Source organism: Cognataquiflexum aquatile (genome assembly GCF_003316845.1).
In the GTDB taxonomy this organism is placed as follows: domain Bacteria; phylum Bacteroidota; class Bacteroidia; order Cytophagales; family Cyclobacteriaceae; genus Cognataquiflexum; species Cognataquiflexum aquatile.
Genome location: NZ_QMIK01000004.1, coordinates 76,212 through 89,269 on the forward strand (window position 1 = coordinate 76,212; position 13,058 = coordinate 89,269).

At 43.0% G+C, this 13,058-nt stretch carries 7 protein-coding genes and 1 pseudogene; 5 read left to right on the forward strand and 3 right to left on the reverse strand.

Features of this window, described 5'->3' with window-relative positions; all coding sequences use genetic code 11:
* The first annotated feature begins 139 nt into the window (after window positions 1-139).
* From DQW11_RS11815 to DQW11_RS11835, 4 genes and pseudogenes are all read left to right on the forward strand, one after another.
* Window positions 140-343 carry a hypothetical protein gene (locus DQW11_RS11815; protein ID WP_113924290.1) on the forward strand — a complete coding sequence of 68 codons (204 nt, stop codon included), beginning with the start codon at window positions 140-142 and terminating at the stop codon, window positions 341-343.
* A pseudogene (locus DQW11_RS22645) lies at window positions 340-788 on the forward strand (PIN domain-containing protein). The gene DQW11_RS11815 and the pseudogene DQW11_RS22645 overlap by 4 nt, the downstream one beginning before the upstream one ends.
* Before the next feature lie 67 nt (window positions 789-855).
* A complete protein-coding gene (locus DQW11_RS11830; protein ID WP_113924293.1) occupies window positions 856-2,580 on the forward strand; it encodes a thiamine pyrophosphate-binding protein in 1,725 nt (574 codons plus the stop codon).
* A gap of 388 nt (window positions 2,581-2,968) precedes the next feature.
* Window positions 2,969-4,486 carry a M20/M25/M40 family metallo-hydrolase gene (locus DQW11_RS11835; protein WP_113924294.1) on the forward strand — a complete coding sequence of 506 codons (1,518 nt, stop codon included), beginning with the start codon at window positions 2,969-2,971 and terminating at the stop codon, window positions 4,484-4,486.
* A gap of 526 nt (window positions 4,487-5,012) precedes the next feature.
* Here DQW11_RS11835 and DQW11_RS11840 read toward each other — a convergent pair.
* On the reverse strand, window positions 5,013-5,783 hold the full coding sequence (locus DQW11_RS11840; protein WP_113924894.1) for a YdcF family protein: 771 nt from the start codon (window positions 5,781-5,783) through the stop codon (window positions 5,013-5,015).
* Between the two features lie 86 nt (window positions 5,784-5,869).
* Here DQW11_RS11840 and DQW11_RS11845 point away from each other — a divergent pair, with 86 nt between their 5' ends.
* On the forward strand, window positions 5,870-6,088 hold the full coding sequence (locus tag DQW11_RS11845; protein ID WP_157966106.1) for a hypothetical protein: 219 nt from the start codon (window positions 5,870-5,872) through the stop codon (window positions 6,086-6,088).
* A gap of 79 nt (window positions 6,089-6,167) precedes the next feature.
* On the opposite strand, the gene DQW11_RS11850 is transcribed toward DQW11_RS11845, so the two are convergent.
* Entirely contained in the window at window positions 6,168-6,689 is a 522-nt protein-coding gene (locus tag DQW11_RS11850; RefSeq protein ID WP_113924296.1) for a YdeI/OmpD-associated family protein, read from the reverse strand.
* A gap of 341 nt (window positions 6,690-7,030) precedes the next feature.
* A complete protein-coding gene (locus DQW11_RS11855; protein WP_113924297.1) occupies window positions 7,031-12,970 on the reverse strand; it encodes an Ig-like domain-containing protein in 5,940 nt (1,979 codons plus the stop codon).
* Window positions 12,971-13,058 lie beyond the last annotated feature (88 nt).

Here is a 13,058-nt window from a genome sequence, read left to right on the forward strand (position 1 = left end):
TTATCAGAGGGGTTTCTTGTTTGCCATATAATTATCGTTTGATATCGGATAAAAATTGTTGTCCTGTTCTTAATCTCAAATTGATGCAAAAACCTAAAATTTTGAAATTTTCGTTACCTTTAAATAAAAGTTAAAAACAATGAAAATTGAAAGAACAGATAAAGAGATCATTATTCGAATACCTGCCTCAGTTGATACAGAAGGATTACAGGAATTGGTAGATTATGTCAGGTACAAAGAGATTACCTCTAAATTTGAGGTTGACCAAAATGATGTTGATAAGTTGGCTGATGAAATAAATGAATCTTGGTGGTCTAAAAATAAAGACAGATTCCTCAAGTGAAAATAATCGTTGATACCAATATTGTATTTAGCGGAATTTTAAATTCATCTAGCAGAATTGGTAAGAAATTGATTTCTTCAAACGATCATTTTGAATTTTTTTCTTGCGATTTTCTAAAAAAGGAATTGCTAAATCATAGAGGAAAGTTAGTAAAACTAACAAAATTGACACTTTTAGAATTGGATGAATTAGAGCAATTGGTTACCGCAAATATACTTTTATAAATGAATCATTACTTCATAGTGAGAATTTCATTCAAGCTCAAGAATTATTAGCTGACATAGATGAAAATGATATCCCTTTTTTGGCACTTACACTTAATTTAAATGGGATTCTGTGGACTGGAGATAAAGTTTTAATTCAAGGATTGAAAAGAAAAGGTTTTACGAGAGTATTTGATACAGATGAATTGTCTAAAATGTTAGATGATTTGGGAAATATGTAATTGATGGTTTTTGTTTTTGTTTCAATAATCAACTTTTTTACCCCTTATTTTTATTAACTTCCTTCCTATGAACGGAGGAGAAATCATCGCCCAAGTACTCCTAAACCACGGAGTCAAATTCCTGTTTACGCTATGTGGTGGACATATTTCCCCCATTTTTGTTGGTGCTGAGAAAGCGGGAATCAGAGTCATCGATACACGACATGAGGCCACAGCGGTTTTTGCTGCAGACGCAGTGGGGAGGTTGACGGGAATTCCTGGAGTCGTTGCCGTCACTGCGGGACCCGGCCTGACCAATACCATCACTGCCATCAAAAATGCACAAATGGCCCAATCACCTGTGATTTTGTTGGGAGGTGCAGCCGCTACTTTGCTCAAAGGCAGGGGAGCACTGCAGGACATTGATCAGATCAGCATCATCAAACCCATCGTCAAGTGGGCAGTCAGTATCAAGAAAGTGAAGGATATTGGGCCGACCATGGAAAAAGCCTTTCGGATTGCAGCTGAAGGCGTCCCCGGACCGGTTTTTATAGAATGCCCCATCGACACACTCTATCCCGAGGCCATGGTCAGAGAGTGGTACGGTGCCAAAAGCAAATCAGGCAACCCATCCCTGAAGGACAAGGCTTTACAATGGTACATTGAGAGACATGCCAAGAAGCTTTTTGAGGACAACGACAAGACTATTTTCAATTCCCATCCTGCAAAGCCAAAATTTCAGCTGCATTCTGATTCACAATTGGCGAAAGCTGCTTCCCTGATCCAGAAAGCCAAACGTCCGCTGATGATTTTGGGAAGCGGTGCTATGCTCCAACCCGAGTTGGCCGGGCAATTGGCCATAGCGATAGACCAAATAGGGATACCTGTTTTCCTCAGTGGTATGGGAAGAGGTTTGCTCGGGAGCTCAGGCAGGCTTCATGTCCGGCACAAAAGAAAGGAAGCCATCAAAGAGGCCGACTTGATTATTTTGGCAGGGGTGCCCAATGATTTCCGTCTGGATTATGGAAGCCATATCGGAAGCCGAAAATTCATCTCCATCAACAGGAGCAAGTCAGAACTTTTTCTCAACAAAAAACCCACACTAGCTGTCCAAGCTGATCCCTGTAGTTTTTTGGTAGCCCTTTCTGATCATTTGAAAATCAATTCACAGGAATGGCTTGATACTTTGCGGAAGAGGGATTCGATGAGGGATCAGGAGATTGGCAAACAGTCTGAAGAAAACATCAATGGTTTAAATCCTTTGAAGTTGCTTTGCGAGTTGGAGCATCTATTGCCCGAAAAAGCAGTTCTTGTGGCAGATGGAGGTGATTTTGTGGCGACTGCTTCCTATACTTTGAAGGCAAGACAACCTTTGTCATGGCTTGATCCGGGAGCTTATGGGACCTTGGGAGTCGGAGCAGGTTTTGCCATCGCCGCAGCTTTGGTCTATCCGGATCGGCCAGTGTGGATCTTGTATGGAGATGGGAGTGCTGGATACAGCCTGATGGAATTCGATACTTTCCAAAGACATGGATTGGCTATCACTGCCCTCATCGGAAATGATGCCTTTTGGATGCAGATTGCCAGAGATCAGGTGGAGTTTTTGGGTTCGGACTGCGCTGTGACATTGGATGCTTCTGATTATGAAAAGATTCCTTTGTCCTTCGGTGTGGAAGGTCAAAAAACCGGGAGTTTGGAGGCATATGTGTCGGCAGTGAAGCAGGCCATAACTTCAAATCAACATGGTAAATCCTATTTGATCAATGCCATAATCGGGAAGACGGACTTTAGGAATGGGTCGATTTCGGTTTGAGGGGGAGGTATGGAAGTCGGGAAGTGAGGAAGTGGGAAGTTCGATGTACGAAGTACGAAGTTGGAATTAGTTTAAGAAGTAAAAAGTAAAAGATAAGAGGAACAAAGTATTATGTACCAAGTTGCAAGCTTACTAATTCGACAACCCGATAACTTGACAACCCGATAACTTGACAACGCGAAGCAGACAACCATAATTACAATTACAACCATTATAACTACTAGAACAATTACAACCAATACAACAATACTCCAATCATGCAAATGCATCCCCAATTCGCAGCTTTCCAAAAACCCTCTAGAGTAAAAATTCATTGACAAAAAACCACTTTTTTATATTCCTTCTTTGTTTTACCTTTTGAAAATAGTCTTCATTGATCCTATCCACTATGAAAAAATCCTTTCCCTTATTCGTTCTTCTTTTGACCTTACCGACAATCCTTTTGGCACAGGGAAAGAAAGCTATCGATCTCGATGCTGTCACTGAAAAACATTTTCTGTCAGGTATCGGCATTCTCAATGACCTGGTTTCCATCCCCAACAACTCCAATAACAAGGAAGAACTGGTTCCCAATATAGAGTGGTGCGAGGAAAATTTTGAGAAAAGAGGTTGGAAGATAGAACGGCTGGAGACGAAAGGTTTTCCTATGCTTTTGGCCGAAAAAACATTCCCAAAAGCCCAAAAGACAGTTTTGTTTTACTTCCATGTGGATGGTCAGCCTGTAGAAAAGAAGCGTTGGGATCAGGAAGATCCCTTCAAACCGGTGTTGAAGAAAATGGAAAACGGCAAGTGGGAAACTATCCCAATGGAAACATTGGACTCCTCCTATGATGCTGAATGGAGAATTTTTGCAAGATCTTCCTCTGATGACAAAGGTCCTTTGGCGATGTTTTTGACAGCATGGGATGCCTTAACCCAAGAAGGAAAATCCCCCAATTACAACATCAAAGTCATTCTCGATTTCGAAGAAGAAATAGGTTCACCGAATCTGCCGGCTGCCGTCCTCATACACAAAGAAAAGTTGGCCGCTGACATGATGCTGATCATGGACGGGCCGAGACACCTGAGCAATGAACCGACTTTGAGTTTTGGGGCAAGGGGAATTTCTGAAATTACCTTGACGGTCTTTGGTCCAAGAGCCGCCCAACACAGCGGTCACTATGGCAATTATGCCCCAAATCCGGCTTTTAGGTTGTCCCAATTGTTGGCTTCGATGAAAGATGATGAAGGGCGGGTGACCATCCCGGGATTTTATGACGGGATCACCTTGACCGAAACGGAAAGAGCCATTCTGACAAAGGTTCCTGACAATGAAGAGGCGATTAAGAAAAAACTTGGAATTGGTTCCACAGATAAAGTGGCCGGTACCTATCAGGAATCATTGCAGTACCCCTCGCTCAACATCCGTGGATTGGCGGCAGGAGGTGTAAGGGAAATGGCCACGACCATCGTGCCTGCCGAAGCCATCGCAGAGATTGATATCCGATTGGTACCCGAAAGTGACCCTGAGCGTCTTTTTGCCTTGGTCAGGAAACATATCGAAGGCCAAGGTTATCACATTCTGGACCATACTCCCACTGATGAGGAGAGGTTGAAATATCCAAAATTGGTCAGGTGGGAAGGAACCATTTCCTACAAAGCATTCCGAACACCTTTTGATTCCGAACCTGGTATTTTTCTGAACAAAGCCATGGTGAGGGCTTTTGGCAAAGATCCTATCAAAATCCGCATCAGCGGCGGTTCACTTCCGATTGCACCATTTGTCGATGCGTTGCAGATCCCTGCTGTGACCGTGGTGACAGTCAACTCCGACAACAACCAACATGGCCCCAATGAGAACATCCGTTTGGGGAATTACAAAGAAGGTATCAAGACGGCGTTGGCGATTTTTACGCAAGAACTTTGATAAGAGTAGGCAGTCTCAGTAGGCAGTTTTCAGTTGGTTAGTGAGAAAGTAGGTGAGAAGTAAAAGGTTAAAGGTGAGAGGTGCCGTAAGATTGGGAACCAAGTATGATGTACTAAGTACCTTAGTAGGCTGTAGCAGTTGGCATTTTTCAGTTAGTTAGTGAAAAAGTAGGGGTGAGAGGTAAAAGAAAATAGGTGAGACGTACGGTTAGATTGGGACCAAGTATTATGTATAAAGTACCATGATTCCGAATGTGATAAACAGACAGCGCGAAGCAGACAACAATTACAGCAACTGCAACAACTACAACCAATTAGACTGAGACCCTTCGTATCTTAGGGTGACGGATTCGAGAACCGTGAAACCTGATAACATGACTACACGAAGCAGACAACTTGACAACTCGACAACGCGAAGCAAACAACAATTACAACCACTACAACAATTACAACCAACCCTAAGGCAGATTCTTCGCTTCACTCAGAATGACATGAGAGACCCTTCGTTCCTCAGGGTGACGGACAGGTTAAATATACCCCACCACCCAATACACCGTAATCCCAATCCATTCTTTGAAAAGTCTGTGCCACATGAAAATGGAATAGGGTTCGGGTTGGAGTAATTGTGGGATGCTGAAGCGGATATCTTCAGAATAGTAATCCACGGGGAAAGTATCTGTCTGCAATCCTACCTTGTCAAAGCAGCCTTTGGAACGGTACATGTGAAAAGCAGAGGTGATCAATAAAAATCTTTGGTCAAGGTTGAATCCGTTTTGAGTAAGAATATCTTTGGAAAAGGCTGCGTTTTCTCTTGTATTTTTTGCTTTGTTTTCTACTAAAATATCCTCATTTGGAACACCGGTCATGACCATAAAATCCCGTAACAATTCCGCTTCAGTATTGGAATTGGAGGGGTCGAGGCCCTGTCCGCCGGTGATGAGGATTTTTTTGATCTTCCCCAATTTATAGAGTTGCACCGTATGGGTGGCACGGTCAGCGCCCTTATTGAAAAAAGTACGGTCGGAGGCTGTTTTGTTCAGATTGGTCACGCCGGTCAGGACAATACCGACTTCATACTCGGGGAGTGAATCGAAGGCTTTGAAATCCGGTTCCCAAGTTTGCATGGCGAGGTTTGCCAAAAACTGATTGGAAAAAAAGAGGATCAGAATGATTCCACCTAACATCAATTTCTTGCCGTACTTCTTTTTGCGGAGCCAAAAACCTGCTATCAACAAAATCAGGATGATCGTCAGCGGCATGGCCAAAAAACTCAGGAACTGGGAAAGGTAGAAGAACATGCGGATGGGTTTTTGGGAATAGAAATTTTGCTTATTGAGCAAACCTAGTATGGATTTTCGAATTTATTAAAATGATTCTAAAGGCTATGGCAAAAATAATTGTACTTTTTAATGCTACTTTTTTTCTTGACAAAAAAAGTAGCCAAAAAAGTCAAGACGGCGGAATCCTATCCACGCACAAGGCTGGAGCCGGCCCGGTCCGCCGTCGTCCTGCCCGCCTCAAAAATTCAAGATTCAGTATTAAGAAAAATTTATTGAATTGGTACGATTGCCTACAGAATTATGCAGAACAGTTAACCAAATAACCATTACCCAAATAACCCATTAACCATTAACCAAATAACCCTTTAACCAATAACCCAATAACCATTAACCTCTAACCACTCACCACCCATTATCCAGATTATTATAGTACTTGATTTTTTCATTGAGGAGTTTGTATTCCAATTTTCCTTTCACATCCTTCAGGTGTTCGATGATGGCAAGCGACTTATTGAGCCGGGAATTGGTGTTTTTGACTTTGGTTACGATGTATATCAGGCCCCGCTGCTTTCCTTTGGTCAGGGAATAGAAATACCTGCTTCCTACCTCATCCTGATCAAGGAGTACCTGCATTTCCTCCGGCATATCATGACCATATTCGGAGTTGTCCTTTTCCAAGGTCATGGTGATTTTGTCCCCCTCGGCGATTTTGAGCTTTTCCCTGTTGGGCTTATTGAGCAGGATAAACCAATATTCTTTCGTCTTCATCAGGGCAGCAGGGAAGACAGGGATTCCTCCCAGGTGAACCCTGACCCGCCTGTTGTCTCCGTTGATAAACTGCGCCGCAATATCCTCCGGCACGGGCAGGTGAAACTTCCAAAGATTGGTATGGAAATCTTCCAAAGTGGATAAAAATGAGATCATTTGAGGGAATTAATTTCTCCAAAAGCCGAGATGGCTGCCGAGCGATAGACGCTATGAATCTTGCCGTTGCCAATGATAAATATGAATAAAAAATTACTGATTCACAATTCAGTTAGGGTCTTTAATAATGTAAGGATTCAAATTATGCTTTACTCCAAAACCCCGGTTCAGTTGTGAAAGAATGCATTGAAGTAGTCAGATTGAAACCCCCAACAATATCTTTAATCAAAACAGCATCTAAATTCAAACCTATAAAAACAAAATAGCATCGGGTTTAAACCCGATGCTATTTAATTTGAAACCTTAAAAACACTAAGCTCTATGGAGAACCAGGCAAAGTCCTATCTTGATTTTTTAAGAAACTTAATTTTCCTAATTAACCCCTGACCCTGATCAATTATTAACAAATAGGTTCCGGGAGCCATTTTGAGTCCTGTTAGGTCGAGTTCTATTTCACCATTTTCGGTGTTTTCCATTCTGGAAATATAAATTCTTCCCATCATGTCGTACACCGCAAGGGAAATCCTAACATCTTCCTTACTGTTCATCTGAATGTACATCCTGTCTTCAACAGGGTTAGGGAAGATTTTAAATCCAAACATGGATTCCATTCCATCTTCAGGCACGGACATACCTGGTGTCAAATCTTTCTCCATCATAGAAGGATTTTCTTGGGAGTCAGAAGAATTCCCTTTTTCTGTCGGGTTTTCGGAAATCCTTAACGCTCCGCTAGTGATGGAAAAATTAATAGTTTTGACTGTTCCAGCTGTTCCGCCCCTGTTTGCTGCCGAATATGCTGTAGCTGTCAGGGTATAATTCCCGACGAGCAAAGTTCGGCCACTATAATTGCCATTGCTATCCCCGAACAGGGCGTAAGGTGCTCCGTTTTCAGTTTTTGTTGCATTGACAGGACCGGAAAGGGTAATGTAAACACTTCCTACTACAGATGGCAGCGTATTCGCTCTTATATTCAGACTTAAACCTTGGACCTGAGCTTGACTGATCTGGAGGCCGTTTGTCAAGGTTAAGATATCCAAATCAGTACCTGAATTGATCAAGGTAAAACTTGAAATGGTAAGTGGCGGAGGACTTTGGGTTACAGTAACCTGAGTGTTGGCTGAAAAATTCCCATCCTGCGTCGTGGCGGTAATCGTAGTCTCACCGGGACTCATGGCCATTACCAAACCACTGCTACTTACCGTTGCCACAGCTTGGTTAGTGGTTGACCAAATCACGTTCTTGTTGGTAGCGTTTGTCGGCAAAACCGTTGCCACCACCTGTACAGTGTTACCGACGATGAGGGAGGATGAGGAAGGATTGGTAGTTATACTAGTTACCGGAACAGGAGCTGCTACTATTGAGAACTGTATGGAAGAGAGTGTACCGGTTGTTCCGCCCCTGTTTGCTGCCGAATATGCTGTAGCAGTCAGGGTATAATTCCCGACGAGCAAAGTTCGGCCACTATAATTGCCATTGCTATCCCCGAACAGGGCGTAAGGTGCTCCATTTTCAGTTTTTGTTGCATTGACAGGACCGGAAAGGGTAATGTAAACACTTCCTACTACAGATGGCAGCGTATTCGCTCTTATATTCAGACTTAAACCTTGGACCTGAGCTTGACTGATCTGGAGGCCGTTTGTCAAGGTTAAGATATCCAAATCAGTACCTGAATTGATCAAGGTAAAACTTGAAATGGTAAGTGGCGGAGGACTTTGGGTTACAGTAACCTGAGTGTTGGCTGAAAAATTCCCATCCTGCGTCGTGGCGGTAATCGTAGTCTCACCGGGACTCATGGCCATTACCAAACCACTGCTACTTACCGTTGCCACAGCTTGGTTAGTGGTTGACCAAATCACGTTCTTGTTGGTAGCGTTTGTCGGCAAAACCGTTGCCACCACCTGTACAGTGTTACCGACGATGAGGGAGGATGAGGAAGGATTGGTAGTTATACTAGTTACCGGAACAGGAGCTGCTACTATTGAGAACTGTATGGAAGAGAGTGTACCGGTTGTTCCGCCCCTGTTTGCTGCCGAATATGCTGTAGCAGTCAGGGTATAATTCCCGACGAGCAAAGTTCGGCCACTATAATTGCCATTGCTATCCCCGAACAGGGCGTAAGGTGCTCCATTTTCAGTTTTTGTTGCATTGACAGGACCGGAAAGGGTAATGTAAACACTTCCTACTACAGATGGCAGCGTATTCGCTCTTATATTCAAACTTAAGCCTTGTACCTGAGCTTGACTGATCTGGAGGCCGTTTGTCAAGGTTAAGATATCCAAATCAGTACCTGAATTAATCAAGGTAAAACTTTCAATGCTCAGTGGCGGAAGACTTGGGGTGACAGTAATCGACGTTGTAGCGGTAAAGTTCCCATCCTGTGTTTTTGCTGAAATGGAAACATTCCCGGTAGCCAATCCTGTCACCAGACCACTTTGGTTTACCGAGGCGATATCCGGATTGGAAGAAGACCAAATCACTGATTGGTTGGTGGCATTGGAAGGTGTAATGGTGGCATTGATTTGGAGCGTATTTCCCAAAGTGATTGAGGAATTCGTAGGAATAACAGAAATACCTGACACGTTTATATGACTATTGCTTAGCCCGGGAGTAGGTTGATTAAAACTGTTTATTGTAGCTCCTCCGTCAGGTGTTCTGCCTTGGGAAATATTGGTTAATTGTGCACCAAATGACAAAGAGTCAATATAGGTTATAGTATTGTTGTTGACCTGGATAATTCCCAATTGCTCCCCGCTTGCACTGAGTTTGATATTGACATGGCGCACTCCCTGAAAAGTTTGCTCATCCGCCCAAAGTTGAATGAAACCACCGGCAGGAATAGTGGTCATACTTGGGTTAGAAGTAGGTATTTGCCATTTTGTAGGGTTGGCCAAGTTATCGGTAACAAATAGACCCCCAATATCAACAGGCATGGTATTGGCATTGTATATTTCAAACCAATCATCGTAACTACCAAACTCATCAATCTGTCCACCGGTGTTATTACTTGCTACCCATTCATTGATGAAAAGATTTTGAATTTGCGGGAGCGTATTTGGTTCTCCCGGTGAAGGCAGACTGAAGGCAACAAAATTCACACTTCCATCCGGATAACGTCCTGTAGAAATATTGGTAACCTGATTGAAATATTGCGTGGAATCTATGAAGTTAGTATCAGTTCCTATACGTTCTATTAAACCGATTTCCCCATTGATTTCATTCAATACAAAACCCAGATGCAAGGGACCTTGTGCCTGTTGGTTATCGGCCCAAAGTTTTAGAAAACCTTTAGCAGGAATACTTGTGATTAGGGGTTGACCGGATGGGATTTGCCATAAAGTTGGGTTATCCAGGTTATTGGTAAGGTATTTTCCTCCCAGATCTACTGTTTCTGTGTTGCTGTTATATATTTCGATCCAATCATTTGCTTCTCCAAACTCATCTATTATACCTGCGTTATTTTCTGCCAGAAATTCATTGATGTATAGCCCTGAAATGAATGGTATCAAATTGGGCTGTCCAGGAGTAGGGATATTGAAGAATCGCTGAACGGCATTCCCATCAGGATCGCGCCCCTGTGAAATATCATCTGTCTGGACTCCGAAAGTGAAGGAGTCTATGAATTGTTGATCAGTTCCCAGCACTTGGGTGAGGCCTATTTGTTCACCACTTTTGCCAAGCTTTGGCATGATGTGCAAGGGGCCTTCAGTCAGTTCGGCATCCGCCCATAATATAACAAAACCCTTGGCTGGAATAGTGGTGGCCGCTGGATTATTGGTTGGGATTTGGAATAATAAAGGATTGGCTAAATTGTCCGTGATATACATTCCTCCTATATCGACAGGCAAACTATTGCTGTTATAAATTTCTATCCAATCCTCATGGTCGCCGGCTTCGTCAACCAAGCCATTCACATTGCTGGCAAGAAACTCATTTATATACAATCCTGTAGCAAAACCCAGCTTATTGGATTGACCGGGAGTCGGATTAGTGAAAGTTCTAATGTTTGCAATACCATCAAGATAGCGTCCGGTGGATACATCGTCCGATTGTGCTCCGAAAGTGAGTGAGTCAATCACCACAGTACTTCCTCCTTCTATCATGGACAGGCCAATTTGCTCACCACCCTTGGACAATTTTAGATTCAAATGCCTGACACCTTGTGCAGGTTCATTGTCTGCCCAGAGCAACAGGAATCCATTCGCAGGAATGGTGCTTTGAGCAGGGTTAGTAGTCGGGATCTGCCATAAAGTACGGTTGGTGAGATTGTCCGTTAAGTACATTCCTCCAATATCTACAGGTACGGGACCTCCGTTATATATCTCAATCCAGTCTTCATGAACCCCCAGCTCATCTACGATACCGTTTACATTGCTTGCAAGGAATTCATTGATTTTCAGATTAAGAAGTGAATAAGTTGCTTCATGCAAGGCGCTCCAAATGCTTCCATCTTTTACCCTCGCCTTAACAGTCAAATCCCCTGTCAATAAAATTGAACTATTATAAATGGAGGCACTACTTGAGACTGTACCGTCAGGGTTTTTGGGGTCAGAACCATCCGTTGTGTAATACAGGGTTCCTGATCCATTTGGATTGGACATGGTCAAATTGAAACCTGATACTATGACGCCTGTTTCTTTGTTAAAGGCAGGAGGATTGATGGAAGGGTAATATCCTTGGGCTATCAAGGCGTTGATAAATCTGTTCACGTTCCCGTTCATTAGACTATCCACCCTGGTCACCTCAGGTTGCCAATGCGTATTTTTGGTTCTTGTAACGCCATCATTCAAGGCATCTCCCCACCTGGCTGACTCGCCGATGACTGCCGAAGAGATGAAATTATTCAATAGCATCCATCGCGCCCTTTCGTTTTCATCGGTCATAGCGCCATTATTGAAACAATGCTTGTATACCCTGTCTGCAAATAATTGCATGAATTCCGGGCTTTTTCTAGCCGAATGCCAAATATTCGCTATAGGCGATCCGCCGGTCGAGTTTGTACGGAATTTTGGGTGTACCCAAGCTCCTTCATTCGATCCGTTGGTGACATCCCAAGACCATTCAGCATCCCATGCTAAGTATCTGAATAAGCCGGGAGGGTTATTTCGATTGATGCCATAATAGTTGTTATCCGGCCAATCTGTCATTCCTATCATCCATGTTACGATGAGGTATTCAATGTATTTCTCAACATCCAAATACTGCTTGAGCTCTTGATAATTTGCCGAAACTGACATATCCTTTGGAACCAGTGTATTTAAAATATATTGATAGCGACTGTCATCCCCACTTCTTACACCATCGTGATTGAGAGCCATCCAATCTTCAACATTCCCTCCAAAATAAGCAGGAGCAAATCCCTCATCCGGCCGTTCGATTGGATTGAAAAGGCCCCAATATAATCCATTGACATAGAGGTGCATAAAAGTTCCCCGAGAGCCTTCACCGCTCATGGCAATTTGAGAGTCGCGGTACCATTGGTCTCGGGTAAAAGCGGTTCTGTCAGGATTCCAGTTTCTTGACCAAGCACGGTTATTTCCGGCGCGTAAAACAATAGCTGTTTTATAAAATGTCTCTACTGCAGATTGGTTATTCAGGGGTGCGTATTTAAAAATTTTCGAGGTGACGGGGTTAGGAAATTTGAGTTTTAAAGATCGTTTAAGCCGAAGGTGGCTATGCGATTCAATCTCGCACTCGAACTGCTCATTTCGCCCGGGAGTAGCGGGATATATTATTTCCACAGAGGTGGGTTTGTCAATATCTTCCCCATCATAGGCAGCCCAGAAATCATTTTTATCCATGACAATAGACATTGTGGGGATAGACTTCATTGCTGCATCTAGTTGGGCACTATATTCCGGATTGTTTACCACATCAGGATCCATTTCATAATCGTGCTGAGCTGTGGCTGTGCCTGAACCCAAACTATAGGTGTTATTTGGCCATCCTGATATGTTTGCCGGCTGCTGAATGATGTCATTTATGAACAGATATGTCTGTGTAATAACCGGTGATACTGTCCCACCATTGTAAGCTATGGCTCTGATCACAGAGGTTGTATTGATGGGTATGGAACCCGAATAGATTGTTCCCGAACTAGGGGTAGGTGCAGTACCGTTTGTTGTATATCGAATAGCACCTTCACCAATCGAAGTAGTCAATGTTAGTTGAAAGGGAGTGTCATAAAACCCTCTTTCAGTTGAAAAAATAACAGTTTGACCATATGTGTTTATTGAAAATGTACATATCAGGAAAAGTATGTACCCGCGTAGCAAAGTTTTCATATCAGTGAGGTTTAAAAGATCAAAATATATGGAACAGAGTTACCATACATTAAGCTGTATTTCAATGATTTACGTCATATTTTAGAAA

Bases quoted from the DNA above. Each gene is read 5' to 3' on its own strand.
- DQW11_RS11845 (WP_157966106.1), top strand. From the start codon at position 5,870: ATGGCAAAAATAATTGTACTTTTTAATGCTACTTTTTTTCTTGACAAA.
- DQW11_RS11830 (WP_113924293.1), top strand. From the start codon at position 856: ATGAACGGAGGAGAAATCATCGCCCAAGTACTCCTAAACCACGGAGTC.
- DQW11_RS11855 (WP_113924297.1), bottom strand. From the start codon at position 12,970: ATGAAAACTTTGCTACGCGGGTACATACTTTTCCTGATATGTACATTT.
- DQW11_RS11815 (WP_113924290.1), top strand. From the start codon at position 140: ATGAAAATTGAAAGAACAGATAAAGAGATCATTATTCGAATACCTGCC.
- DQW11_RS11835 (WP_113924294.1), top strand. From the start codon at position 2,969: ATGAAAAAATCCTTTCCCTTATTCGTTCTTCTTTTGACCTTACCGACA.
- DQW11_RS11840 (WP_113924894.1), bottom strand. From the start codon at position 5,783: ATGTTCTTCTACCTTTCCCAGTTCCTGAGTTTTTTGGCCATGCCGCTG.
- DQW11_RS11850 (WP_113924296.1), bottom strand. From the start codon at position 6,689: ATGATCTCATTTTTATCCACTTTGGAAGATTTCCATACCAATCTTTGG.